The sequence below is a fragment of the Nocardiopsis sp. B62 genome (assembly GCF_018070675.1).
Classification (GTDB): Bacteria; Actinomycetota; Actinomycetes; order Streptosporangiales; family Streptosporangiaceae; genus Nocardiopsis; species Nocardiopsis prasina.
The window spans coordinates 18,886-42,050 of sequence record NZ_JAGPXK010000019.1 but is presented as its reverse complement, the minus strand read 5'-3'; the positions used below and the strand labels follow the sequence as shown (position 1 = coordinate 42,050).

Annotated in this window: 24 protein-coding genes and 1 pseudogene; 15 read left to right on the top strand and 10 right to left on the bottom strand. The window is 70.4% G+C overall.

Going from position 1 to position 23,165, the window contains the following annotated elements; translation table 11 throughout:
• Positions 1 to 117: 117 nt before the first annotated feature.
• From KBX21_RS19075 to KBX21_RS19045, 7 genes and pseudogenes are all read left to right on the top strand, one after another.
• Positions 118 to 474 (top strand): annotated as a pseudogene (locus tag KBX21_RS19075) (GNAT family N-acetyltransferase); the annotation flags it as partial.
• Positions 475 to 589: 115 nt separating this feature from the next.
• Positions 590 to 1,156, top strand: a complete 567-nt coding sequence (locus KBX21_RS19070; RefSeq protein WP_210842735.1) for a type I-E CRISPR-associated protein Cas6/Cse3/CasE — start codon at positions 590 to 592, stop codon at positions 1,154 to 1,156.
• Positions 1,157 to 1,395: 239 nt separating this feature from the next.
• A complete protein-coding gene (locus KBX21_RS19065; protein ID WP_210842733.1) occupies positions 1,396 to 3,039 on the top strand; it encodes a glycoside hydrolase family 10 protein in 1,644 nt (547 codons plus the stop codon).
• 120 nt (positions 3,040 to 3,159) lie between these two features.
• Complete coding sequence (locus tag KBX21_RS19060) at positions 3,160 to 3,633, top strand: hypothetical protein (protein ID WP_210842732.1); 474 nt, start codon at positions 3,160 to 3,162, stop codon at positions 3,631 to 3,633.
• A 113-nt stretch (positions 3,634 to 3,746) separates the two neighbouring features.
• Positions 3,747 to 4,400 (top strand): DUF305 domain-containing protein, encoded by a 654-nt coding sequence (locus tag KBX21_RS19055; protein ID WP_210842731.1) that lies wholly within the window; start codon positions 3,747 to 3,749, stop codon positions 4,398 to 4,400.
• 83 nt (positions 4,401 to 4,483) lie between these two features.
• The gene (locus KBX21_RS19050; RefSeq protein WP_210842730.1) at positions 4,484 to 5,380 is read left to right on the top strand and encodes a F510_1955 family glycosylhydrolase; all 897 of its coding nucleotides are present in this window, start codon (positions 4,484 to 4,486) and stop codon (positions 5,378 to 5,380) included.
• A gap of 11 nt (positions 5,381 to 5,391) precedes the next feature.
• Complete coding sequence (locus KBX21_RS19045; RefSeq protein ID WP_199776678.1) at positions 5,392 to 5,544, top strand: alpha/beta fold hydrolase; 153 nt, start codon at positions 5,392 to 5,394, stop codon at positions 5,542 to 5,544.
• Between the two features lie 34 nt (positions 5,545 to 5,578).
• Here the strand turns inward: KBX21_RS19045 and KBX21_RS19040 are convergent, their stop codons facing one another.
• A complete protein-coding gene (locus tag KBX21_RS19040) occupies positions 5,579 to 6,412 on the bottom strand; it encodes a MetQ/NlpA family ABC transporter substrate-binding protein (RefSeq protein ID WP_049579192.1) in 834 nt (277 codons plus the stop codon).
• A gap of 287 nt (positions 6,413 to 6,699) precedes the next feature.
• On the opposite strand from KBX21_RS19040, the gene KBX21_RS19035 reads away from it, so the two are divergent.
• On the top strand, positions 6,700 to 7,794 hold the full coding sequence (locus KBX21_RS19035) for an ADP-ribosylglycohydrolase family protein (RefSeq protein WP_210842729.1): 1,095 nt from the start codon (positions 6,700 to 6,702) through the stop codon (positions 7,792 to 7,794).
• A 21-nt stretch (positions 7,795 to 7,815) separates the two neighbouring features.
• On the opposite strand, the gene KBX21_RS19030 is transcribed toward KBX21_RS19035, so the two are convergent.
• From KBX21_RS19030 to KBX21_RS19020, 3 genes are all read right to left on the bottom strand, one after another.
• Positions 7,816 to 8,817, bottom strand: coding sequence for a GNAT family N-acetyltransferase (locus KBX21_RS19030; RefSeq protein ID WP_210842728.1), 1,002 nt, complete (start codon positions 8,815 to 8,817; stop codon positions 7,816 to 7,818).
• Positions 8,818 to 8,943: 126 nt separating this feature from the next.
• Positions 8,944 to 10,035, bottom strand: a complete 1,092-nt coding sequence (locus tag KBX21_RS19025) for a type I restriction enzyme HsdR N-terminal domain-containing protein (RefSeq protein ID WP_049579187.1) — start codon at positions 10,033 to 10,035, stop codon at positions 8,944 to 8,946.
• A gap of 229 nt (positions 10,036 to 10,264) precedes the next feature.
• The gene (locus tag KBX21_RS19020) at positions 10,265 to 11,155 is read right to left on the bottom strand and encodes an SGNH/GDSL hydrolase family protein (RefSeq protein WP_234004173.1); all 891 of its coding nucleotides are present in this window, start codon (positions 11,153 to 11,155) and stop codon (positions 10,265 to 10,267) included.
• Positions 11,156 to 11,450: 295 nt separating this feature from the next.
• On the opposite strand from KBX21_RS19020, the gene KBX21_RS19015 reads away from it, so the two are divergent.
• Entirely contained in the window at positions 11,451 to 11,780 is a 330-nt protein-coding gene (locus KBX21_RS19015) for a hypothetical protein (RefSeq protein ID WP_017542688.1), read from the top strand.
• A gap of 377 nt (positions 11,781 to 12,157) precedes the next feature.
• Here KBX21_RS19015 and KBX21_RS19010 read toward each other — a convergent pair whose 3' ends face one another.
• Together KBX21_RS19010 and KBX21_RS19005 are read right to left on the bottom strand one after the other, a co-directional pair.
• Positions 12,158 to 12,661, bottom strand: a complete 504-nt coding sequence (locus tag KBX21_RS19010) for a GNAT family N-acetyltransferase (RefSeq protein WP_210842727.1) — start codon at positions 12,659 to 12,661, stop codon at positions 12,158 to 12,160.
• Between the two features lie 52 nt (positions 12,662 to 12,713).
• Positions 12,714 to 13,439, bottom strand: a complete 726-nt coding sequence (locus KBX21_RS19005; RefSeq protein WP_210842726.1) for an SDR family NAD(P)-dependent oxidoreductase — start codon at positions 13,437 to 13,439, stop codon at positions 12,714 to 12,716.
• Positions 13,440 to 13,613: 174 nt separating this feature from the next.
• Between KBX21_RS19005 and KBX21_RS19000 the strand changes: the two genes are divergently transcribed.
• From KBX21_RS19000 to KBX21_RS18990, 3 genes are all read left to right on the top strand, one after another.
• Positions 13,614 to 14,033: a hypothetical protein gene (locus KBX21_RS19000; RefSeq protein ID WP_049579951.1), complete on the top strand. Its 420-nt coding sequence runs from the start codon at positions 13,614 to 13,616 to the stop codon at positions 14,031 to 14,033.
• 80 nt (positions 14,034 to 14,113) lie between these two features.
• Positions 14,114 to 14,920 carry an SDR family oxidoreductase gene (locus tag KBX21_RS18995; protein WP_210842725.1) on the top strand — a complete coding sequence of 269 codons (807 nt, stop codon included), beginning with the start codon at positions 14,114 to 14,116 and terminating at the stop codon, positions 14,918 to 14,920.
• A 98-nt stretch (positions 14,921 to 15,018) separates the two neighbouring features.
• Complete coding sequence (locus tag KBX21_RS18990) at positions 15,019 to 15,369, top strand: antibiotic biosynthesis monooxygenase (protein ID WP_210842724.1); 351 nt, start codon at positions 15,019 to 15,021, stop codon at positions 15,367 to 15,369.
• 19 nt (positions 15,370 to 15,388) lie between these two features.
• Here the strand turns inward: KBX21_RS18990 and KBX21_RS18985 are convergent, their stop codons facing one another.
• Positions 15,389 to 16,162 carry a class I SAM-dependent methyltransferase gene (locus tag KBX21_RS18985; RefSeq protein WP_210842723.1) on the bottom strand — a complete coding sequence of 258 codons (774 nt, stop codon included), beginning with the start codon at positions 16,160 to 16,162 and terminating at the stop codon, positions 15,389 to 15,391.
• 279 nt (positions 16,163 to 16,441) lie between these two features.
• Between KBX21_RS18985 and KBX21_RS18980 the strand changes: the two genes are divergently transcribed.
• Positions 16,442 to 17,416 carry a GNAT family N-acetyltransferase gene (locus KBX21_RS18980; RefSeq protein ID WP_049579778.1) on the top strand — a complete coding sequence of 325 codons (975 nt, stop codon included), beginning with the start codon at positions 16,442 to 16,444 and terminating at the stop codon, positions 17,414 to 17,416.
• Between the two features lie 150 nt (positions 17,417 to 17,566).
• On the opposite strand, the gene KBX21_RS18975 is transcribed toward KBX21_RS18980, so the two are convergent.
• Positions 17,567 to 18,331 carry a nucleotidyltransferase domain-containing protein gene (locus KBX21_RS18975; protein WP_210842722.1) on the bottom strand — a complete coding sequence of 255 codons (765 nt, stop codon included), beginning with the start codon at positions 18,329 to 18,331 and terminating at the stop codon, positions 17,567 to 17,569.
• A 101-nt stretch (positions 18,332 to 18,432) separates the two neighbouring features.
• Between KBX21_RS18975 and KBX21_RS18970 the strand changes: the two genes are divergently transcribed.
• Positions 18,433 to 19,266, top strand: a complete 834-nt coding sequence (locus KBX21_RS18970; protein WP_210842721.1) for a phosphotransferase — start codon at positions 18,433 to 18,435, stop codon at positions 19,264 to 19,266.
• Positions 19,267 to 19,280: 14 nt separating this feature from the next.
• Here KBX21_RS18970 and KBX21_RS18965 read toward each other — a convergent pair whose 3' ends face one another.
• Positions 19,281 to 20,975, bottom strand: a complete 1,695-nt coding sequence (locus KBX21_RS18965; protein WP_210842720.1) for a BCCT family transporter — start codon at positions 20,973 to 20,975, stop codon at positions 19,281 to 19,283.
• A gap of 389 nt (positions 20,976 to 21,364) precedes the next feature.
• Here KBX21_RS18965 and KBX21_RS18960 point away from each other — a divergent pair, with 389 nt between their 5' ends.
• Positions 21,365 to 21,964 carry an HAD family phosphatase gene (locus tag KBX21_RS18960; protein WP_210842719.1) on the top strand — a complete coding sequence of 200 codons (600 nt, stop codon included), beginning with the start codon at positions 21,365 to 21,367 and terminating at the stop codon, positions 21,962 to 21,964.
• Positions 21,965 to 22,034: 70 nt separating this feature from the next.
• Here KBX21_RS18960 and KBX21_RS18955 read toward each other — a convergent pair whose 3' ends face one another.
• Positions 22,035 to 22,922 (bottom strand): alpha/beta fold hydrolase, encoded by an 888-nt coding sequence (locus tag KBX21_RS18955; protein ID WP_049578491.1) that lies wholly within the window; start codon positions 22,920 to 22,922, stop codon positions 22,035 to 22,037.
• Between the last annotated feature and the right edge of the window lie 243 nt (positions 22,923 to 23,165).

Genomic DNA, 23,165 nt, shown 5'->3' with positions numbered 1-23,165 from the left:
GCGATGAAGACCTGCGCCAACCTCACCGCGCCCGAGTCCACCCGACCGGCGGAGCACCGCTGACCCCTCGGGCGCCCTCCCACCGGAGCGTGCTTTGACCACCGAGAACGACCGCCTCACCCTGCGCCCGAGCGGGGGGAGGCCGAGCGCATGTTCGCGGACGAGCTTGCCCGCTACACCAGCCCCCGGGACTGGTGGCGGATCGCGACCCTGCCCGACGGGACGCCCGTCGGCTTCGTCACGCCAGCCCGCAACGACTACAACCCCGTGATCGGCTACCTCGCGATCGTGCCCGAGCACCGGGGCAACGGGTACATCGACGACGTGCTCGCCGAGGGCACGCGTATCCTCGCCGACCTGGGGGTCCCGCGGATCCGCGCCGCGACGGACCTGCACAACACACCGATGGTCGACTCCTTCCTGCGGACGGGGTACGTCGACACCGAACGGGTCCTCCACACGACCTGGGACTGATCCGGGAGGCCTGAGGGGCGGGCTGACCAGCGGCCCGCCCCTCGTAGGCTGGAGTCCCCGGGCGCGTCACCGCGCCCGCGCCCCGCCACCACGGCACGACCCAGATCGGATCTCCTTGTACCTGTCCCGCATCAGTCTCAACCCCCAGCGCAGCGCCGGAATGGACCAGTGGGCGGTGATGAGCAAGGCCGTTCGCAGGGCCCTCGCCCCCGCCCCCGGCACCGAGGCCCGGGTGCTCTGGACTCGCCTGTCCCCCACCATGCTGGTGGTCAGCTCCGACACCGCCCCCGCCTGGGGCAAGATCCCCGGCGCGGTCTCGGCCTCGATCCAGCCGATGACCCGGCACGTGGAGGGTGAGACCGTGCGTTGGGAGTTGGTCACCGCGCCGACCGCTCAGCGCGAGGTGGCACCCTCCGAAGAGGGCGGGAAGCCGCGCAGCAAGAAGGTCGCGCTGCCGGAGGAGGAGTTCGAGGCGTGGCTGGACCAGAAGCTGGGTGAGGCCCTCCAGGTGACGGCGGCGGAATGGAAGCGCCTGGGTGGTCGTCCCGCCCGCCACCACTTCACCGGGGAGGCCGTGGTCCGGGACAGCGAGGCGCTCCAGGAGCTGGCGTTGAACGGCGTCGGTGGGGGCACCGCCACCGGCGCGGGTCTGCTCCTCACCTCTCCGTTGGAGACCCCCTAGAGCGTCGTCGGAGCCGACGGGATCGGTGAGCGCCTCCGGAAACCTCCGTAACGGGATTTCCACGAAACAGTTCTCATTTCATCCATCTGTCGCAAACTCGCGTAGGAGTGTTGCAATCGGCGGGCAAATCATGAAGGTTTTCTCCTAAGCCCGAGCTGACCGTCGCACACGGGCACCGGAGCGCCCGACGGGGGCGCCCCGCGTCCCCGGTCGTGCGGCGCAAGCCTGAAGGAGCAACCTTGGCGTACCCGAACCGGAACCGACCCTCCACACACCACGAGACCTCGGCTCCGTTCCCCCGCACCGCCGCACCACCCGCCCGCCCGCGGACCGCGCTCTTTGCGGGAGCCCTCGCCGCGGCTCTGGCCGCGGCGCTGGTCCACGCCCCGCAGGCCGCCGCCGCGCCGGAGCCGGTGAATCAGCCGCTCTGCGAGACCGACCCCGACGCACCGCCCAAACACCAGATGCGGGCCGAGTGGATCGCCGGGGTGCAGAACATCGACTGGCCCACGTCGCAGGGCCAGACCCCGGAACGGCAGCAGGCCGACCTGACCGACCTGTACGACGAGGCCGTGGACAACGGACTCAACGCGGTGTTCGTACAGATCAGACCCACCGCCGACGCCTTCTGGCCGTCACCGTACGAACCCTGGTCCGAGTGGCTCACCGGCGAGCAGGGCGGCGACCCCGGGTACGACCCGCTGGAGTTCGCGGTCGAGGAGGCGCACGCCCGCAACCTGGAGTTCCACGCCTGGTACAACCCGTACCGCGTGGCCATGCACGACGACGTCAACGCCCTGGTCGAGGACCACCCAGCCCGCCAGAACCCCGACTGGGTGTTCGAGTACGGCGGGAAGCTGTACTACGACCCGGGGGTCCCCGAGGCGCGCGAGTTCGTGATCGAGGCGATGATGCACTCGGTCGAGAACTACGACCTCGACGGCGTGCACTTCGACGACTACTTCTACCCGTACCCGGTCTCGGGCGAAGTGATCCCGGACGCCGCCACCTACGCCGAGCACGGGGGCGGGTTCGACGACATCGGGGACTGGCGTCGGGACAACGTCGACCTCATGGTGCGGGGCATGAGCGAGGCGGTGAACGACGTGAAGCCGTACGTGAAGTTCGGCATCAGCCCGTTCGGCATCTGGCGCAACTCCAGCACCGACCCCAACGGATCGGACACCAACGGCTCCCAGTCCTACGACAACCAGTTCGCCGACAGCCGCAAGTGGGTGCTGGAGGGCTGGCTCGACTACATCAACCCGCAGATCTACTGGGAGATCGGTCTGCCCGTCGCGGACTACTCCGTCCTCGTCCCCTGGTGGGAGGAGGCGGCGGAGGGTACCGACACCCACCTGTACGTCGGGCAGGCCGCCTACAAGGTGGGCAACGCGGGCGCCTGGCAGGACCCGAACGAGCTCTCCTCGCACCTGGACCTCAACCGCGACCACCCCGGGGTCCAGGGGGACGTGTACTTCAGCGCCACCTCGCTGCGCACCAACGCGCGCCAGGCCATGGAGATCGTGGTCGAGGACCACTACTCCAGCCCGGCGCTGGTCCCGGTCAAGGAGGACCTCGGCGGAACCGTCCCGGCCCCGCCGAGGGTGACCGCGAACGGTGAAGGCGCCCTGGAGATCGCGCCCGGCCCGGGTGAGGCCCCCGCGTACTACGCGGTGTACGCCTTCGACGGCCAGCCCGCCAGGGGCCAGGCCCCCTGCGGGATCGAGGACCCGCGCGCCATGCTCGGTACCGTGCGGGCGGGCGACGACGGCACCGCGACGTACACGGTGCCCCAGTCCGCGGACACCACGTACTACGTGACCGCCGTGCACCGGCTGCACCACGAGAGCCGCGCGAGCAAACCGGAGTACCTGCCCTAGGGGCTGACCGAGGGGCCCGGCACCGCGTGTGCCGGGCCCCTCGTGCTTTCGTGTGTCCTTGGGGAACGGTTCGGCCGACCCACGGACGTACCCCAGCGGGGTAGGGGTACGCTGGCGCACATGTCGCCGTCGGAGCCGAGCAGCCGCACGGGGCTCGCCTGGACGCGGGTCCTGTTGTTCGCCGCGCTGCTCTTCGGGTTCTCGGCCATGCACACCCTGGGCCACCTCCAGCACGAGGCGCACGCCTCGACCGGCTCCCCGACGGTCCAGCTCGCACAGCCCACGCAGGCCCCGCACGCGCCGCCCCTCGCGACCGGGACCACGACGGACAACGCGACGGCGTCCCATGACGGTGCGGCCGGAGCCGATCACGCGTCCGCGACGGCCTCAGCGCTCCCCGATCTGGACCCGACCTCGGTCTGCCTCACCCTCGGCTCCTTCGTGGTCGTGTTGCTGGGAGTGGCCGCCGTCGCCTTCGTGCGCTGGCCCGGGGCGTCGGCCGACCCCGTCGCCCCGTTCCGGCGCGCACCCCTGCCGCCCTTCCCCACCCCGGACCAACCCTCCCTGGCCCGACTCCAGGTGCTGCGCGTCTAGATGCCCGCGCGGACCCGGCACACGTGGTGCTGGCTCCGCGCCCACGCGCCACTGACGGCCGCGCCGGACCCGGTTCCCGCGCGGCGAGGAGACTCCCAGGAGGAAGGGTCGACATGACCTCGTACCAGCGTGCCCTGAAGCAGCGAGCCCTCACCACGGCCGCCGCCGCGCTCGCCACCGCCCTGTTCGCCACCGCCTGCGGTGACGCGGGCGGTGACACCGCCGACACCACGTCGGAGAGCGAGGAGCAGGTGGCGGAGTCCAACGACGCGGACGTCGTGTTCGCGCGGATGATGATCCCCCACCACGAGCAGGCCGTCACCATGGCCGACCTCGCCGACACCCGTGCCGGTGACGAGGTCGGGGAACTGGCGGTGGAGATCCGCGACGCCCAGGGGCCGGAGATCGAACAGATGGAGACGCTGCTCGACTCCTGGGGAGCCGGCCGCGGGTCCGACATGGACCACTCCGACATGGGCGGAATGCTCACCGAGGAGCAGATGAACGAGCTGGGGAACGCCGAGGGCGACCGGTTCGACACCCTGTTCCTGGAGTTCATGGTGCTGCACCACGAGGGGGCCGTGGAGATGGCCCGTACCGAGCTCGACGACGGGATCAACCCCGAGGCCCGCGAGCTGGCCCAGGAGATCGTCGACGCCCAGGAGGCCGAGATCCGGCAGATGAACGAGATGCTGGGGGTCGAGGGCTCCGAGGGAGAGGGACCCGGCGCGGAGGCCACCGAGGACGGAGACCACTCGGGTCACTGAGGTCCTGCGGGTGCGGGGCCGGTGCGCGGACACCGGTCCCGCTCCGCGGGGCACCGAGGTCGGAACCGAGAGCCTGGAGAGCAATGAACGACAGAACGCACCACCGCACACGGATCCTCACCGCGATGGCCGCGGTGGGACTGATCACCGTCACCTCCGCCTGCGCCGGAGGGGGCGACGACGTTGGCGCCCAGGCGGGGGACGGTGTGGCCAACACCGTGGGCGTCGCCCTGCCGGAAGAGGCCCAGCACGTGCACGGCGCCGGGGTGGACCCGGAGTCCGGGGAGGTCCTGGTGGCCTCGCACGCGGGCCTGTTCACACTGCCCGCCCCGGACCGGCTCACCCGGGACGCGACCGTCCCGGCACACGTCGGACCCGCGATCGACCTCATGGGGTTCGCGGTGCGGGGCCCCGGCCACTACCTGGCCAGCGGGCACCCGGAGGGGGACACGGACATGCCGGACCCGGTGGGGTTGATCGAGACCCGCGACGGCGGGCGCAGCTGGGAGGCTCTCTCCCTGTCCGGAGAGTCCGACTTCCACGCGCTGGCCTCATCCGGTGACCTGGTGGTCGGTTTCGACGGCGCCCTGCGCGCGACCGAGGACGGGGTCGACTGGACGGACCTGGACCCGGGGGTGGAGGCAGCCGCGCTGGCCGTCTCGGACGACGGCCGGACCGTCGTGGCCACCACGCCGCGGGGGCCGATGCGCTCCACCGACGGCGGAGCCGGGTTCGCGGCGGTGCCGGAGGCTCCCCCGCTGGCGCTGGTCGACTGGGTCCCCGGGGGTTCGACGGTCTTCGGGGTGGCCGTGGACGGCGGCGTGTACCGCAGCGACGACGCCGGTGAGAGCTGGGAGCGCACCGGTGGGCTGTCAGGTACGCCGGAGGCGTTGCACGCCGACGAGGACCAGGTCATCGTGGTGGCCGACCTCCTCGTGGCACGGTCCACGGACGGGGGCGCCACCTTCGACGCCTGGTGACGGGCGGGAGGATGTGCCGTTCCCCGCCTCGGGAGCCCAGCAGCGCGGCGGCGTACCTGCCGAACGCGCGGACGGTGATGGTGGAGGGCACGGGGCACATGACGCACGTGGACCGGCCCGAGGCCTGGCTCGACGCGTTGGACGCGTTCCTGTCCGAGCCGTGACCCCGGGCCGGGTCCGCTGTCCGCCGGTCTCCGGCTATCCGGCGGCGGCCGGGATGACGCTGCCCTGGTACTCCTCCTCGATGAACCGGACCGTCTCCGGGGAGGTCAGCAGTTCGACGAGGGTGGCCACGCGCGGGTCGTCAGCGTTGTCGGAGCGGGCCGCGAGGACGTTCACGTAGGCGTTGCCCTCGACCTCCTCCAGCAGGATCGAGTCCTCCTCGAAGTCCAGCCCGGCCTCCTGCGCGTAGTTGTTGTTGACGATGGCCGCGTCGACGTCGTCCAGGGAGCGGGGCAGCTGCGCGGCCTCCACCTCGCGGAAGTCGAGGTCGAGCGGGTTCTCCTCGATGTCGTTCAGGCTGAAGGTGGCCTCGTCGATCCCGTCGGCGAGGGTGATCAGGCCGCCCTCCTCAAGCAGGAGGAGCGCACGGAACTCGTTGGTGGGGTCGTTGGGGAGCGCGACCTCGGCGCCCTCCTCCAGCTCGTCGAGGGAGTCGACGTGGTTGGAGTAGAGACCGAGCGGCGGCAGGTAGATCTGCTCGACGGCGACCAGGTCGGTGCCGTTGCCCTCGTTGTACTCCAGCAGGAACGGCTCGTGCTGGTAGAGGTTGACGTCCAGCTGTCCCTCGGCGAGGGCGGCGTTGGGCGCGATGTAGTCGGAGAACTCCCGGATGTCCAGGTCGAGCCCGGCGTCGGCGGCCAGCTCCTCCTGGACGAACGCGAGGACGTCACCGGCCGGGACGGCGGTGGCCCCGACGACGAGGGTGTCCGCGTCTTCGGAGGGGGCCGACGCGTTCTCGGAGGGGGCGCCGCAGGCGGTCACCGCGAAGAGGGCCAGGGCGGCGGGGACGGCGATGGTGGCGCGGCGCATGAGGGTCCTTTGCATACTGCGGACTGGTGGTTCCAGGGAACGGGAGAAGGGTCCCGCATTTCCTATTAACCCGATCTTAAATCAGATATAACCGGGAATCCCAGTCCTCGTGACCAACCGCACAGGCCCTGACCAGCCCGAAGGGCAATGGTCAACCCTTGAAGGATCGCACACCGGCCTGCGCGGGCCGCACGGCGGGGTCACCGAGCGACAGGACCACTCCGTGGGCCGGAAAGCCCTGCCGCGTCAGGCTTGTACGCGGGGAGGATGCCGCCTAGCATCCAGCAATGCGTACCCCCTCACCCCTTCCTGACCGGTTGACCGGCTGCCTGATCGGCGGCGCGATCGGGGACGCGCTCGGCGCTCCCGTCGAGGGCCTCGGGCTCGACCAGATTCTGGAACGCCACGGACCCCAGGGGCTGACCGAGTACGTCGAGGGCTCCTACGGGATCGGCGCGATCACGGACGAGACCCAGCTGACCCTGCGCACCTGCGACGCCCTCGTCCGGGCCTCCGTGCGCGCACGGAACAAGGGGATCGGCGGGGCCGCGGTGAGCATGGTCCGGACGGCCTACGTGGACTGGGCGCGGATCCACCGCGACCCCGCCCGGTCGGGTCCGACCGTCGACCCCTTGCACGCTCCACGCGGCTACGGGGCCGCCACCGTCGCGGCGCTGCGTGAGACCGGGGCGTGGAAGCCGGTCAACAACTCCAAGGGGTGCGCCGCCGTGGTGCGCGTGGCCCCCTGCGGGTTCGGTGCGGGGGACGCCGAGCGCGCCTTCGAGCTGGCCACCGAGGTGGCGGCCCTGACCCACGGTCACCGAACCGCCCATCTGGCCGCCGGTGTGTTCGCCTCGACGGTGTGGGGGCTGGTCCGCGGAGGCGAGATCGCCGCCTCCCTGGCCCGGGCCCGGGAGTTTTTAGTGGGGCGCGTCGGCCACGGCGAGGTCTCACGAGCGCTGGACGCCGCCGTCGCGAAGGCGCACTCCGGGGTGCCCACCGCCCGGGACCTGGCCGAACTCGGCGACGGCTGGACCTCAGAGGAGGCCCTGGCGGTGGCGGTGTGCGTGGCCCTGCGCGCCGAGGACCTCGCTGCCCAGGGCGGCGCCCCGAACACGGCCGGGATCGGCCAATCCGCGCTGCGGTCAGCGGTCAACCACTCGGGGGACAGCGACACCCTCGGGGCACTGTGCGGGAACCTGGTCGGCGCCCGGTACGGGGTGCACGCCTTTCCCGGACACTGGCAGTCCCAGCTGGAGGTGCGGGAGCGGGTGATCGGCCTGGCCGCCGACGCCGCCCTGGAGTACGGTCCCTGCCCTCCCGCCGCACTGGACCACGACGGCGCCCACGAGACCTGGACCGTGGCCCACTTCGAGCGGTGACCGGGTCACCGGGGCACGAAGCTAGCCCCCCGCGACCCCGGCCCGGCGTTCGAGTTCGAGGTGGCGCTCCTCGACCCGGAACCCCAGGGCCACGTTGATGTCGCGCATGTAACCGTTGCCCACGGCGTTCCAGGTGCGCACCGCCGGGCGGTCGGGGAAGTCGCGTACCAGGCGCTCCAGGTTGTGGACCTTGAGCGCCTGGCCCAGACGACGGCCCCGGTGCGCACCCGTCACCAGGGTGTCCTCCTGACCCACGACGTCCTCCCCGGCCACCAGGGACAGGACGGTGAAGCCCGCGAGTTCGCCCGAGGGTGCCTGCGCGACGGTGACCAGGGCGACCGTGCCCGCCCTCGCGCGCCGCGCCTCCAGCGCACGGACGCGTTCCACGTCCCAGGTCTGGGGGACGTACGACATGTCCCCGGAGGGCATGTCCCGCTGCATGACCGTGTACAGGTCGGCGTAGGCCTCGACCAGGTCGTCGGGGCAGGCTCCGGTCCACTCGCGCATCCGGTAGTCGCCCATGTCCGGGCGCAGCCGGGCGAGAAGCTCCGGGCCCACGGGAAGGTCCAGCAGGAGGGAGTCCTCCTCCAACCCCACCGTGAAACCGTGCCCGAGCGCGAACCGGGATCCCGGCCAGGACCGCCGCGACCACCCGGACGGCACGGGGACCTCCGCGACGGCGACCGTGCGGCCCAGTTCCGCCATCCGCAGTTCGGCCTCCGCCAGCAGACGTGCGCCCAGGCCGCAACCGCGGCGGTCGGGAGCCACGGTCACGCACACGTCGGCGTACTCGGTGTTCTCCTTCAGGGACAGTTCCAGCCTCAGGGTGCCCACGATCCGGTTGCCCTCCCAGTCCGCGTGGAGCTGGTGGGCGGCGTCGTCGCGTTCGGCGGTCACCGCCCCGCGCAGGGCCTCGCGCGGGATGACTCCCCCGGCCTCCCGACCCTCCAGCCAGGCCTCCCGGTAGGCCTCGTACCAGGAGTCGAAGGCGCGGGCGTCGTGCGGATCGATCCGACCGATCATGGGCGGGTACCTCCAGGCGTGGTGTCGGCCCCGACATCATGCACGGAGCGGCCCCGCGGGGGCCAGACGTTTTCGCCGTGTCCCGGGGCGGCCTGAGCAAAGGCTCCGGCCGCCCCGGCGCACGGGTCAGGCCAGGTGGGAGCGGACCGCCTCACGGATGTGCTCCGAGTGGAGGTAGATGTCGTCCAGGGAGCCCAGCAGGTGCCGGGTCTCGTTCTTGGCGGCGTCGAACGTGCCGAGGTACTTCCTGGACTTGCCGTTGAAGTGCAGGCGGGCGATCGGCTTGCGGTTGTTGTCGTCCAGCAGGACCGCGAAGTAGGACTTCGAGTCCCGGTGAACGACCCGCTGGGGCTTGACCTCGCTGCACGCGATGGCCTTCACGATCCGGTAGCCCTCCAGTTCCTCGAGGGTGGTCTCGATCCCGTCGCCGCGTTCGACCTCCTCCGCCTCGTCGGTCTCCTCGGCGCCGTCGGTCTCCCCGCCGGGCTCGGGAAGGCTGAAACCTGTGGTCAGGGCGGACTTCAGACGGCTGTTGACCTGGTCGTTGAGGAACTGGGCCCCGGCCTCCCGGACCAGGGGGCCGAACTGCTCACGGGCGCGACGGGTGAACTGGCCCGTGTGGACCCGGCTGGTGAAGAACCTGATCCAGTCGTCCTCCGGCTCCTGGAACTGGGCGGCGAAGGTGCGCTTGATCTCCCCGAGGTACTTGAGCTTCTCGGCGGAGCTGATCACCGACTCCAGGTCGAAGGCGTCCTTGGTGAGCTTGCGCAGTTCCGGGAGGAGGGATTCGTCGACGTCGTTGAGGTCCAGGACCAGAAAGGGCTTGGAGTCCATCCGGTTGGGCGAGTCGAGGTCGGTGTAGAACTGGTAGACGACACCGTTGGTGAGCACCGCGACACGCGCGTTGGTGACGCTGAAGTAGCGGTAGAGCTGCGAGGCGTGTTCGACCGTGAGCGAGCCATTCGACTTCTTGCACTCGACGAGTATCCGCACCTCGTCGTCCCACATGATGGCGTAGTCGACCTTCTCACCCTTCTTCACGCCGACGTCCGCCGTGAACTCGGGGACGACCTCGCGGGGATCGAAGACGTCGTAGCCGAGAACCGTCGAGATGAACGGCATCACCAGGGCGTTCTTCGTCGCCTCCTCGGTTCCGATGAGGTCCTGCTGCTGCCGCGCCTTCGCGGCCACAGCGGCGATCCGCTCGCTGAATTCCATGCGCACTCCTCCGCCACAATTCGATGCGAAGACACTAGCAACAGGGGAAGTACAACAAGAGACCAGAAACTCATTCGTTATGCCCTTTGTTCGGAGAAATGATCATCTCCGGCTTTTCAGCGCTTCCGGTAAACGAAATTCCCCGATCCGCGTCGTCGACGCCGGAAATGCGGAACGGGTGGGACTGGCCCGAACTCGGAGCCGTGTCCCACCCGAGGGTCCGTACTGGTCAGAGGGCCTCGTCCGGCTGCGCGGGAACACCCACGGCCTCGGCGAGCGCGGCACCGAAGGCGGCCATCCCCTGGGCGTTGGGGTGCAGCGGCGCGGCCACGCTGGTGGGGATCAGACCCTCCAGGTAGCGCTCGCCATGCGGCGCGCACACGTCGTGCCCGACGCTGACGGCGGCGAGGTCGACGTAGGTGCCGCCGTGCGCGAGGGTCTGGCGTTCCAGGGTGTCGTTGAGTCGGTTGACCGAACCCTGGACGTAGTCGGCGTCGCGGCCCCACACGGGCTGGACCGGCCAGCAGCCGCCCTCGCGGACGTAGGTGCCGTAGCCCGCGACCACGATCTGCGCCTGGGGAGCGCGGTCGCGGATCTCTCCCAGGGCCTGGGCGAGCACGGGCTCCCAGGCGTCGATGTCCTCGGCGATGCGGTCGGTGGTGCCGCCCTCGGTGAAGCGGTCCGCGCAGGAGCGCCCCAGCGGTTCACGCAGGAGGTTGACACAGCTCAGCGCGGCGCCGACCAGCTCGACGTCGTTGCCGCCGATGGTCAGGGAGACCAGGTCGGTGTCCTCGTCCAGGGCGTCGTACTGCGGGGGCAGGAAACCGAACTGCTGGCCGGCGAAGTCGGAGACCTTGGCGCCCGAGCAGGTGACGTCGGTGAGGTCGGCGCCGAGGGCGTCGGCGGCGACGCGGGGGTAGTTGCGGTCGGAGCGCAGACAGGCGAGGTTCGGGTCCTGGTCCGGGATGAGTGGCCCGGCGGCCGCGGAGTCGCCGAGCGCCACGTAGGCGAGGGGTTCGACTCCCCCTTCCTCCGCCTGGGCCGGAACGGCCGTAGCCATTCCCACACCCACGGTGACCACTGCGGTCACCGCGATCCTGCCGAACCCTTGCCTGCCCACGGGGCCTCCGTTGGTCGTCGTCGTGTGGCGCTGCTCTCACATGATGTCGAGCCGGATCGGCCCGTGGGCGCGAAAACCACGGAGAGTGATCAGAGCGATGCCTTCCGCCGGGAGTTCGCGCAGGTGGGGACGGCGATCTCCATGTCCCGTGACGATGTGCCGGAACGCGGGCGTCACGGTGGTCCCCGTGGCCCCTCACTGCGCTGGAAACCCTTACGGGGTACTTACTCCGGGCGGGTAGAAGGGTGCATACGACTCCCAACCGGGCCTTGGCCCACGGAAGAAACGAAGAGCGATGATCAGTGACGTGATCGACTGGTTCAAGGGTCTGTTCGGCGATACGGCGGAGCAGGTCACGGACGGGGTGAGCCAGACCCTGGACCAGGTGGGCGGCGGGGCCGAGGAGGCCGTGGGCACCTTCCAGGAGACCGGCCAGGACCTGGTGGGCCAGGATTACGGCCAGGTCGCCGAGGACGCGCTGGGTGGTGTGACCGAGGGTGTCACGGACAACGTGACCGAGAGCGTCCAGGGGTTCCAGGAGCAGGCGGAGACCATCGGAGGTATCGCGGAGGACCCGATGGGCGCCGCCGTGGACGAGGCCCGGGACCGCTTCGGGCAGGGCTGACCCGAGGCCGCAGGCGCCCCCGGGGCGACCGGGGGGCCGGGAGAACCAGGTGTCCTCCAGGACCGGGCGCGGCTGGCCTCCCGGGAACGGCCCCGGCCCCTCGGGAGCAGACGGTGACGGAGGGGCTGGCGAGACTGGTCGGCGGACGGCGACCGTGGGCGACGGGTTCGCCAGCGTGGGCTTCGCCCCGCACGCGGCCCGGGAGCCCCCAGCGGCTTCCTCGTTCGGGACAGTGGGGGTGGTGTTCCTGGGCGTACGCACGGGGCGCTCTCGTTCAGCGAGGGGGAACCCCGCGCCTGGCGTGCCACTTCCCCCTACGGCCTCGGCCGACCCCGCTCCGTCGTCCAGGGGTGGGGCCGAATCCGGGCCGCACTCAGCTATACGGCTCCCGAGCTACCTGGGACGGCGTCCCGGTTCAGGAAGCGCTCCCCCAGCACCTGGTCCCCGAGAACCTCCCCTGTCGGTGAGAATCCCACCCCCCGGTAGAAGCCCTCCGGCCCGCCCTCCCCCGGCACCCAGAGGACGGTGAGCCGGTCCCGCCCTCGACGGCGGGCCTCGCGGGCCACCGCCTCCACGGCGAACCGCCCGTAGCCGAGCCCCTGATGCGCGGCGGACACGTTCAGCCGCCAGATCCCGCAGCGGAAGGCATCGATTCCGGCGTCGGGGTCGAAACCCCCCATGACGAAACCGACGACCTCGCCACCGGCCAGGACCAGCCGGGGCCAGGCCACGTTCGGAGGGGCCGCGTAGGCCTCGGCGAGGGAGCGCTCCACCGGCGCGACGAAGCGTTCCTGGTCGGGGTGGACACGCAGGTCACAGGCGGCTCCGACGTTCTCCGGGGTGATTTTGGCGAGACGGGGAGCGGGGGGTGTGTCGTTCATGGGCACGAGCCTAGGAGGGCCCGGCGCGCGAAAAAGCCGCTGTGGTCCGCCGTCAGTGACCGGGCAGGGCGCCGCCGTTCACCCCCAGGACCTGTCCGGTGGTCCAGGACGCCTCGGGGGAGGCGAGGAACCCCACCACCGCGGCGATGTCGTCCGGGGTGCCCGCTCGACCGACCATGGTCTCGGCTGCGAGGGTGTCGTGCCTGGACGAACGCCCCTCCTCGGTGAAGAACTCGGTGTCCTGCACGTAGCCGGGGGTGAGGGTGTTGACGGTGATGCCGTCGGGGCCGCCGCGCCTGGCGAGGTCGATCCCCCAACCGCAGAGTCCGGCCTTGGCCGCGGCGTAGGCGTCGCCACCGCCCCGATGCGCGGCGATGGAGCTGATGTTGACGACCCTGCCTCCCGGGCGGCGGAACGCGGGCCACAGTGCCTGGGTGAGCATCATCGCGGACAGCAGGTTGGCGTCGATGGTGCGGCGGTAGAGGCCGAAGAGGCCCCTGGTGTCGACAGGGTTCTCCTTGATGATCCCGCCCGCATTGTTGACCAGGACGTCGACGGGTGCGTCCGACAGCCCTTCGGCCACTGCCAGGACGGCTTCCTCGTCGGTGAGGTCCACTGGGAGGGGGACGACGCGACCCCCGGGGTGGGCGGCGGCGACTCGCTCGAGGGGTTCCCTGCGCCTGCCCAGGACGTACACCTCGTCCCCGCCCGAGACGAACATCTCGGCGATCGCCCTGCCCATGCCGGTACCGCCGCCGGTCACGATGACTCTGCGCATGTGTGCCTCTCGCTGGGGTGGATCCGTGAAGACAACCACGGGGCCGTCGCGAGGAGCAACGCCTTTCTCGGGAGCTGGCGATCGCCCGACACCCGGGGTCGGGGAGCCACTCATGATGACTACTCCAAGTAATATCAGCGTGACCCCAAGTCGTCGATCCGCTCCGGAGTACTCGTGAAACTGCCCCTGCGGCCTCACCAGCTGGTCCTGCGCATCGCGACCGGCGCGTCCATCCTCAACTCCGGTCTGAACAAGCGCGGCGCGGACGAGGACACCGCCATGGGTCTGCACGGGATGGCGGTGGGCACCTACCCCTTCCTGGACAAGCTCGACCCGGTCACCTTCGCCCGACTCCTGTGCGCCGGGGAGATCGCCCTGGGCACCGCGCTGCTGGTGCCGTTCGTACCGAACAAACTCGCGGGAGCCGGATTGAGCGCCTTCGCCGCCGGGCTGCTCGGCATGTACCTGCGCACGCCCGGCATGCACAAACCCGGCAGCCTGGCACCCACGTCGGACGGCATCCCCCTGTCCAAGGACCTGTGGCTGTTCGGCGCCGGGCTGTCGCTGATCCTGGAGGACTGCGAAAAGGACTGAGACCGGGCGGGTTCCCCGGACGAGGGACGGCTACTGTGGTGCGGGCCCGCCCCCTCCCCGATCCGAAGGGCTGCCCCCCCATGTCCTCCACCGCCCGCCGCACCGCGCTGGTCACCGGCGCCTCCTCCGGGATCGGCGCCGCCGTAGCAGCCGCCCTGGTCCAACGCGGCTACCGCGTGTTCGGCACCAGCCGCGACCCGGCGGCGGTCCCGGCTCCGGTGCCGGGGGTCGAGTACCTGGCCCTGGACCTGACCGACTACGCGTCCGTCGAGGCCTGCGCGCACGCCGCTGGTGAGGTGGACGTGCTCGTCAACAACGCGGGCGAGAGCCAGAACGGACCCATCGAGGAACTTCCCATGGACGCCGTGGAGCGGGTGTTCCGGCTCAACGTGTTCGGCGCGGTCCGCCTCACGCAGCTGGTCCTGCCCGGAATGCGGGCCCGTGGCCACGGGCGCGTGGTGATGGTGGGATCGATGCTGGCCAGCTTCCCGTTGGCCTACCGGTCCTCCTATGTCGCGACCAAGGCGGCGGTGAAGGGGTTCGCGGACGCCGCGCGGCGCGAGGTCTCCCCCTACGGGGTGGGCGTGACCACCGTGGAGCCGGGGTCGATCAACACCGGCATCAGCGAGCGGCGCACCCAGTACGTGGGTGAGGACTCGCCCTTCCGGGACGAGTACCGGACCATGGTGAACACGCTCAACGCCAACGAGGCCAAGGGGATCTCGGCTGAACGGGTGGCGGCGACGGTGCTGCGCGCGGTCGAGGCGAAGCGGCCGCGACCGCTGTACGCGGTGGGCAGCAACGCGCCGCTGGTGTTCGCGCTCCGTCGGTTGCTGCCCCGAGCCGCGATGCTGGGAGTCGTGGCCCGCAAACACGGGCTGAGGTGAGGCCCCGGGTCGGCCTGGTGCGGGGAGCCCGCCGTGAGCGGCTGCGCCGGGTCCCTTAGGTTGGCCCTGACAGGCATCCGACCTCCGGAGGTACACGCGTGACCAGTGTCGTGAAGTTCAACGTCCTGACCGTCCCCGAGGGCGGGGGCGCCACGTTGGAGGAGAGGTTCGCCAAGCGGGCCGGGCTCGTGGAGGACCAGGAGGGATTCGAGGAGTTCCAGCTCCTGCGGCCGGTCGAGGGTACCGACAAGTACCTGGTCTACACCCGCTGGCGGTCCGAGGAGGACTTCCAGAACTGGGTGAACGGGCAGGCCTTCCGCAAGGGCCACGCGCAGGCGGCGGCCGACGCCAGGAAGGACGGCCAGGCCCACGGCGGTCACGGCGGCCCGGCGGCGTCCAACAGTGAGATCTGGGGCTTCGAGGTCGTCCAGCACGTCAAGGCCGGCTGACCCCGCACCGGCCCCGGCCTCACCGCCGCGACCGCTCCGGTCTGCGGGCCTCGATCAGGTGGCGGGAGGAGTGGGCCACGAACGGCCCCCGTTCCTCGATCTGTTCGTGCAGCTCCCGGAGCCGTTCGCGGTGGGTGTGCACGGTGAAGCCGGGGACCATCCACACGACCTTGCGCAGGAAGTACGCGACCGCGCCCACGTCGTGGAACTCCATCCGTAGTCGCTCCGACCTGAGGTCGACGACCTCCAGACCGGCGGCTTCGGCCCCGGCCCGGTCGTGCTCCGGGTGACGGGCCCCGCGTGTCTCAGGGGGCTGCGGGCCGAGGAAGTACTCGACCAGTTCGAACACGCTCGACGGCCCCACATGCTGTGCCAGATAGGTGCCCCCGGGAGCGAGGACGCGGGCGATCTCGTCCCACCAGACGGTGACGGGGTGGCGACACACGACCAGGTCGAAGGCGGCGTCCGCGAAGGGCAGCGGGGGTTCGTCGGGGTCGGCGACCACCGCCACTCCCCTGGGGTGCAGCAGCCGGGTGGCCGCGGGGACGTTGGGCGGCCACCCCTCGGTCGCGACGGTCAGCGGCGGGTACGTGGGGACACCGGCCAGGACCTCGCCGCCCCCGGTCTGGATGTCGAGGGCAGCGGTGGCGCGGGCCATCCTCTCTCCCATGAGGCGCTGGTAGCCCCAGGAGGGGCGCTGCTCGGTGGCGCGGCCCTCGAACCAGGAGAAGTCCCAGCCCTCGGTCGGTTCGGCGGCGGCCTCGTCGAGGAGGTCCTGGAAGTCTCGGCTCATGGACGCATCGTCGCCCACCGCACCGGACGCGGTCCAACCGGTTTCGTCCTCCCTGTGGACAACCCGCGGCCCCAGTCTGGATCGGTCACCCCGAAAAGGGCTTGCGGGGCTCGAAGACTCGCCTGTATAACTTCGGGAGCCGCGAACGACCCCCGGCGCGGCGACGACGAGAAAGGAGGCACATCCGATGTTCCCCGTGATCACCGCGTCCGTGTCCTCCCGGGTCAACGACCACCGTTGACCCCGGCTACGGCGGGCGCACACACCGAAGGTGCAGCCTTGACCGTTCTTCCGAACGACCTGACCATCCGCCCCATCACCGGTCCCGAGGAGCTCGATCTCTTCAACCGGTTGCCGTACCTGCTCAACGACGAACTCGCCGACGACCTCACCCAGGGTCGTCGACGTCCCTCCTGGATGTGGGTGGCCCTCGACGGCGACCGCCTCCTGGCCCGCCTGTCCTGGTGGTGCCGGCCCCAGGACGACGCCCCCTTCCTCCTGGACCTGCTCGACGTGGACGACGACGCCGACGACGTCGACCGCGTGGCCGTGGCCAGCGAACTGCTGCGCACCGCCAACGCCGCCCTGTTCCCCGACGGAGTGCCGATCCCCCAGGGCACCACTCCCCCGCCGGAGTTCCTACGCTTCGACGTCGCCGACTGGCGTGAGGACGAGCGTTCCCGTCGCCGGGTGGAGGAACGTCTGGCGGTGGTCGAGGCGTCGGGCGCTGTACCGCTCGTCGAGCGTCTGCGCTTCGGTTGGAGGAACGCGAACCCGCTTCCGGAGGACAGCGGGCGCCTGGCCTTCCGTGGCATCGAGGGCACCGAGGACATCCTCGGCCTCATGGCCCGTGCCCTGGAGGGCACCTTGGACACCCACGACCGCCTGGACCTGCGGGAACGCTCCGCCGAGGAGGTGGCGGCGGCCAACTTCGCCGACGAGTTCGCCAACTACGCGACACCACGCTCCTGGTGGCGGGTGGCCATGCTCCCGGACGGCACGCCGGTGGGCTTCGTGATCCCGGCGCGCAACGCCTACCACCCGATCATCGCCTACATCGCGGTGCTGCCCGAGCACCGGGGCAACGGCTATATCGACGACCTGCTCGCCGAGGGGACCCGCGTCCTGGCGAGCGAGGGCGCCACGTACGCCCGAGCCGCCACGGACGTGGGCAATGTCCCCATGGCCCGGGCCTTCACCCGCGCCGGGTACGAGACCATCAGCGGCGTGGTCAACATGACCTGGTCGCGGTAGGTCCCCGCCTCCCGGGTCGGGAGGGGCGTCGCGGCGCCGCTCCCGTCCCGGACCAGGGGCCCTGGGCAGCGGCTCCCGACCAGGGGCCCCTGGTCAGCGGATCCCAGCCGAAGGGCTCCTGGTCAACGCATCCCGGTCAACGGATCCCGGTCAACGGGCCCCCGCGATGACGCGACCGGTCTCCGCGACCGCCGCGATCAGGTCCTGGGGGTCCGCCGTCATCCCGGCGACCACGAAGTCCACCTCCTCCAGCCCGGCTCTGGACAACAGGGTCTTGTCGTTGGTCACCCACTCGCCGCGCGCCGCCAGCACGGCGTGGCCCGCGTACGAGGCGGCCTGGGCGATCAGTCCAGCGCACTGGGCCACCCTCCCGTGCGGGGCGTGATGGCGCTCCGCGTATGCGAGGGTGGCCGAGGCGAATCCGCGCCAGCGCGGCGGAGCCTCGCGCCGGAGCGCGTCGGGGTAGGCGGGTCGGGGCAGGTCACCGACCAGGACCCGGCCCACGGCGAGTTCGGCGACCACCAGGTACGTGGGGATGCCCACCAGGTGGAACAGGAGGGGCTCCACGTCGAACCGCCCGTGTTCGGCCTCGGCCAGCTGGTGCTCCACCACGTCGAGGTCGCGGTAGTGCACGTCCACCGGGCGGCCGTCGATCCTCAGCCAGGCGCCGCCGTTGAACACGCCCTCGCTCCAGCCACCGAACTCGGAGACCTCACCCTCCCAGCCGACGTCGCGCAGGGCTCGGGGTGAGAACTCCCCTTGGGAGCCGCGGTAGTAGACGGCGAGGTCCCAGTCGCTGTCGGGCCGGTGGGTCCCCTGGGCGCGCGATCCGCCGAGACTCACCGCCTCGATGCCCGGGAGGGCGGCGAGCCGATCGGCGGTGGTCGCGAGGAAGCGTTCGTCGGAGAGGGTCATGACTTCCATGATGGCCGTTGCGGTCCGGGGCGCGCTTCCGCGTCCTCCAGTCTGTGGAAAACCGGTGGGCGACGAGCCGCGGCGGATCCTAGGCTGCGGGTATGGAGCTGCCCCGTTTCAAGGACCCCGTCCTGTGCTCGCTGCGCGCGGAGGAGGTCCGCGTGGGCCTGTCCGCGGCCCGGGTCTTCCGTCTGTACGACGAAGCGGACCGGCCGGTCGCGGTGTTCAAGGGAGTGCCGCCAGACCGCCCCGACCTCGCGAGGGACCTCGACGGCGAGATCTCCCGGACCGCGTGGATGGCCCGGTTCGGTCTGTCGACACCGCGGGTGTTGGAGCGCGAGTCGCGAGAGGACGGGCCGCCCCGGTGGGTGGTCTCCACGCACCTGCCCGGTGTCGCGGCCCACGAGCCGGAGACCGCCCGCGCGCACCCCCGGCTGGTCGAGCTGCTGGCCGAGGCGGCCCGCACGATCCACGCGTCGGAGGTCGGCGCGGTGGAGGTCTTCCGCGAGCGGTTGGAGGAGAACCTGGAACGGGCCCGGGAGCGGGTGGCAGCCGGTCTGGTCCACCGCTCCTGGCGCGGCAGCCGCTACGCCGGAACCGACCCGGCCCGCGCTCTGGCGGAGGTGGAGCGTCGGGTCGGGCGGGCGGGCCCGCTGCCGGAGGTGGTGACCCACGGGGACTTCTGCCTGCCGAACGTTCTGGTCACCGCTGACGGGGGTTGGGGCCTCGTGGACCTCGGTCAGGCCGGTGTGGCGGATCCGCACCGGGACCTGGCCGCGATGGTGGGAAGCCTGCTCAGCCCGTTGAACCCCCAGTTCGGCCAGGCGGACGCGGACCGGTTCCTGGACGCCTACGGTCGGGACCGCGTCGACCCCGAACTGCTCTCGCTGCACTTCGGGGTCGACGACTTCTTCTGGCCGGTGCCCCCGGCGTGACCCGGCCCTGGCGGTCAGGGCTCCAACGCGTCGTCACCCCGCTTCCCCTGCGGCCTGCCGTTCCCGTTGCCGTTGCCGTTCCCGTTGCCGCCGTTCGACGGCCCGCCCCTGCGCCTGTGTTGGCGGCGGAGCCTGCGTGAGCGGGCGGACAACGGGGTGCGACGGCCCCGCTGGGCACCGGAGCCCTCCGCCGTTTCCGCCTGGAGCGCTCTGACCAGGGAGAACATCATGAAGAAACCGATCACGAAGAACGGCAGCCCGAACACGATGATGGTCTGTTGCAGCGCGTCCAACCCGCCCACTCCGGAGGCGGTGAGCACGGTCGCGGCCACCACCCCCTCGGTGATGCCCCAGAACACCCGTTGGCGGGTCGGGGACTCCTCCGTTCCCGAACAGAGCATGTCCACCACCAGGGACGCCGAGTCCGACGAGGTGGTGAAGAAGATGATCACGATGACGATGCACATGGCCGAGACGAAGGTGGTCCACGGGTAGTGCGTGAGGAACGAGAACAGCGCGCCGGGGATGTCTCCCTGATCGACGACCTCCTCGACCAGACCGCCGCCCTGGTTCATCTCGATGTCGAAGGCCGACAGGCCGAACACGCTGAACCACACGATGCTGAAGGCCGTGGGCAGCCCCAGCACGCCGAGCACGAACTCGCGGATGGTGCGGCCCCGCGAAATGCGTGCGATGAAGATGCCGACGAACGGTGACCACGTGATGGTCCAGGCCCAGTAGAAGACCGTCCACGTGCCCTGCCAGCCGGTGTTGCCGAAGGTGTCGTTCCAGAACGAGAGGGGGATGAGCCACTGCGCGTACACGCCGGTGGTCTCGATGACTCCCTTCGCCAGGTAGAGGGAGGACCCGGCGGCGAACACGAACACCAGCAGCGCGACCGCGATGATGATGTTGATCTGGGAGAGCCACTTGATGCCGACGTCCAGGCCGGAGGCCACGGAGATCACCGCGACGCAGGTGACGATGGCGATGAGGATCACCTGGTTGAGGCGGCTCTCCTGAATCCCGAACAGTGTGTTGAGCCCACTGTTGATCTGCATGGTGCCCAGGCCGATGGTGACCGCCACACCGAAGAGGGTGCCCAGGACCGCGAAGATGTCGATCGCCCGGCCGAACGGTCCGTTGACGCGGTCGCCGAGGAAGGGGTGGAAGATCGAGCTCACCCGGAAGGGCAGGCCCTTGCGGTACACGAAGTAGGCGAAGGCCAAGGCGGGCAGGCAGAAGATCGTCCAGGTGTGCAGACCGAAGTGGTACAGCGTGAAGCCCATGGCCTGGTGCGCGGCCTCGACGGTCTCCGGATCGGCGTTGCCCTGAGGGGGGTTGGCGTAGTGGCTGATGGGTTCGGCCACGCCCCAGAACATGAGGATGCTTCCGATTCCGGCCGCGAACAGCATGCAGAACCACGTGATGTTGCTGTAGTCCGGCCTGCTGTCGGGCGGACCCAGGCGAATGTGCCCATATCGACCGAAAGCGATCCATATGAGAAAGATGAGAAAGGTGGTCACACCCAGGATGTAGAGCCATCCCAGGTGGGACAGGATCCACTCGGAGGTGGCACCGAAGACCATGTCCACCGTGTCAGTGAAGGTGATCGCGCACACCACGAAGAACACGGTCAACGAAGCCGAGATGAAGAAGATCGCCGGGTTCGTCTCCAGACCCAGCTTCCGTGCCAGTTTTTCGAACATACCGGCTGCTTTCTGGTGGTTCGGGCTGGTTCGACCAGTGGGGTTAGTTCGTCACCCGACCAGCCGGCGCCTAGGGCAGGGGCACGTAATAGGAAGGCGTCCTCTCTTCTGTCACATGCCCACATTCTGACAGCGAAACCGGCCCTCACGGGACAAAGAACCACCACCCCCGGAAATCCATCAAAAGACGGTCGACAAAACCCGACAAAACATCATCGTCTTATTTATCATCCAAAATAGGGATAAACCTTGCCGAACCCACACCGACTCCGACCGTGCCTCAGACGTCCTCCCCCCGAGCCGGGGCGGGAGTGGGCGAAGGTTCGTGGGGGGTCCGTGGGGGAAGGAGGCCTGCGAACCCCGAACCCGTTCGACCCTGGGAGTGCCTCGTGGACGCAGTGCTGTTCGACATGTTCGGTGTGGTCGCCATGGACCAGTCGCCGACGGTCCGAGCCGCGATGGTGGAGTACACCGGACACGACCACGACGCCTTCTGGGCCGCCTACTGGGCTCCGCGCCAGGACTACGACCGGGGCGACCTGGACGGCCCCTCCTACTGGCAGGCGGTGGGCGAGCTGCTCGGCGAGACCTTCGATCGGGAGCGGGTCGAGCGGCTGGTCGACCTGGATCTGGACAGCTGGTCGCGGCTGAACGAGGAGTCGGTGGCGCTGGTGACGGAGCTCTCCGACGCGGGCGTGCCGCTCGGTCTGCTGTCGAACATCCCACCGGAGCTGGCCGCACGCTTCGAGGAGCGGCACCCCCGCGTGCTGGACCTCTTCCCCGTGCGGGGGTTCTCCTGCCGGATCGGGCACGCCAAGCCCGAGGCGGGCGCCTACCGCTGGTGTCTGGAGCGCATGGACGTCCCCGCCGGCGACGTGTTGTTCGTGGACGACAACCGGACCAACGTCGACGCCGCCGGGAAGCTGGGGTTCCAGGGGCACGTGTTCACGTCGGTAGCCGAGCTGAGGCAGGCCCTGGGCCGGGACTGACCCACGGGCTGGTGGCGGTCGCGAGGGCCGCCACCAGTGGCGCGTCGGTGTCGTCGAAAGGCCGGACCGGTCAGACGTCGAACTCGCGCAGGAGCTCGGCGATCCTCTCCGGCTGCTCGTACAGGGACAGGTGGCCCGCCCCCTCGATGGTCCGCACGCCGGTGTTGAGGAACCGGCGGGCCGGTCCGTGCAGGCGCGCGGGTGAGAAGAACGGGTCGTGCGACCCCGTGGCCACCCGGACCGGGATGCCGGACCAGGCCAGGAAGGACTCCGCGTGCAGCGGGGTCGGGGTGGAGTGGGTACGGCAGTAGCGGGCCACCAGTGTCAGCCACTCGGCCTCGGAACGGTGCTCCTCACAGCCGGTGTCCGTGGACGGGCCGCTGAGGAACTCGATCAGCCGGGTGCTGGTCTGCTCGTTGGGGTGGATCATCCACGGCAGGGTCGCGCGCATCGACTCCGAGCTGACGCCCGCCGCGGTCAACCCGGCGGGGTTGAGCAGGAGCATCCCCGCGACGAGCGGGTTCGGGGTCGAGGACAGCGCGATCGCGGCTCCCCTGGAGTGGCCCAGCACGATGACCGGGCCGTCCGTGATCTGGGGCAGCAGCTCGTCGAGCCACTCACCGTAGGCCTCTATCCGGGCGCCCGCGGTCCGTTGGTTGCAGCTCAGACCCGGCTGTCCCGGAAGGTCGACCAGCAGGACCGGCCGGTCCGCGGCGAGCGCGCGGGCGGCGGGAACCGTGGTGGCGGCGTTGAAGTTGGTGCCCGAGAGGACCAGGACCGGCGTACCGGTCCCACCCGAGGCGCGGAAGGCCTGAGTGGGGCCCAGCCGGGTCTCCACGGGCGGAAGGGGTCCGAGTTCGGGCCACTGGCTCAGGGCCTTGTGACACCAGGCGTGAACTGACCGCTCAGCGGTTGCGGAGCGGTACACGCGCGCTGTGCGCAGGGGGACGACGGTCATGGATCTGGTTTCGCGTAGAGAGAGATGTGGTGTCCGCCGCGTGAACTTTCCCGGCGCACCAGAGAGGACTGTACGCCTCTGTTCGGCCCCCCGCCACTCAAGAGCGAAGGTGCTCGGTGTGGTGTCGCCGACCAGTCGCGCACAACGGACTCCTACCCTTCCCGATGTGTCACTAGTTGTGGGTGTTTGCCCTGGTGCGCGCGTTGCTCAACTCGTCCGAAAGCGGTCATCGACAAGGATGGA

Bases quoted from the DNA above. Each gene is read 5' to 3' on its own strand.
- KBX21_RS19060 (WP_210842732.1), top strand. From the start codon at position 3,160: ATGTCGCCGTCGGAGCCGAGCAGCCGCACGGGGCTCGCCTGGACGCGG.
- KBX21_RS19055 (WP_210842731.1), top strand. From the start codon at position 3,747: ATGACCTCGTACCAGCGTGCCCTGAAGCAGCGAGCCCTCACCACGGCC.
- KBX21_RS19050 (WP_210842730.1), top strand. From the start codon at position 4,484: ATGAACGACAGAACGCACCACCGCACACGGATCCTCACCGCGATGGCC.
- KBX21_RS19045 (WP_199776678.1), top strand. From the start codon at position 5,392: ATGTGCCGTTCCCCGCCTCGGGAGCCCAGCAGCGCGGCGGCGTACCTG.
- KBX21_RS19040 (WP_049579192.1), bottom strand. From the start codon at position 6,412: ATGCGCCGCGCCACCATCGCCGTCCCCGCCGCCCTGGCCCTCTTCGCG.
- KBX21_RS19035 (WP_210842729.1), top strand. From the start codon at position 6,700: ATGCGTACCCCCTCACCCCTTCCTGACCGGTTGACCGGCTGCCTGATC.
- KBX21_RS19030 (WP_210842728.1), bottom strand. From the start codon at position 8,817: ATGATCGGTCGGATCGATCCGCACGACGCCCGCGCCTTCGACTCCTGG.
- KBX21_RS19025 (WP_049579187.1), bottom strand. From the start codon at position 10,035: ATGGAATTCAGCGAGCGGATCGCCGCTGTGGCCGCGAAGGCGCGGCAG.
- KBX21_RS19015 (WP_017542688.1), top strand. From the start codon at position 11,451: ATGATCAGTGACGTGATCGACTGGTTCAAGGGTCTGTTCGGCGATACG.
- KBX21_RS19010 (WP_210842727.1), bottom strand. From the start codon at position 12,661: ATGAACGACACACCCCCCGCTCCCCGTCTCGCCAAAATCACCCCGGAG.
- KBX21_RS19005 (WP_210842726.1), bottom strand. From the start codon at position 13,439: ATGCGCAGAGTCATCGTGACCGGCGGCGGTACCGGCATGGGCAGGGCG.
- KBX21_RS18995 (WP_210842725.1), top strand. From the start codon at position 14,114: ATGTCCTCCACCGCCCGCCGCACCGCGCTGGTCACCGGCGCCTCCTCC.
- KBX21_RS18985 (WP_210842723.1), bottom strand. From the start codon at position 16,162: ATGAGCCGAGACTTCCAGGACCTCCTCGACGAGGCCGCCGCCGAACCG.
- KBX21_RS18975 (WP_210842722.1), bottom strand. From the start codon at position 18,331: ATGACCCTCTCCGACGAACGCTTCCTCGCGACCACCGCCGATCGGCTC.
- KBX21_RS18970 (WP_210842721.1), top strand. From the start codon at position 18,433: ATGGAGCTGCCCCGTTTCAAGGACCCCGTCCTGTGCTCGCTGCGCGCG.
- KBX21_RS18965 (WP_210842720.1), bottom strand. From the start codon at position 20,975: ATGTTCGAAAAACTGGCACGGAAGCTGGGTCTGGAGACGAACCCGGCG.
- KBX21_RS18955 (WP_049578491.1), bottom strand. From the start codon at position 22,922: ATGACCGTCGTCCCCCTGCGCACAGCGCGCGTGTACCGCTCCGCAACC.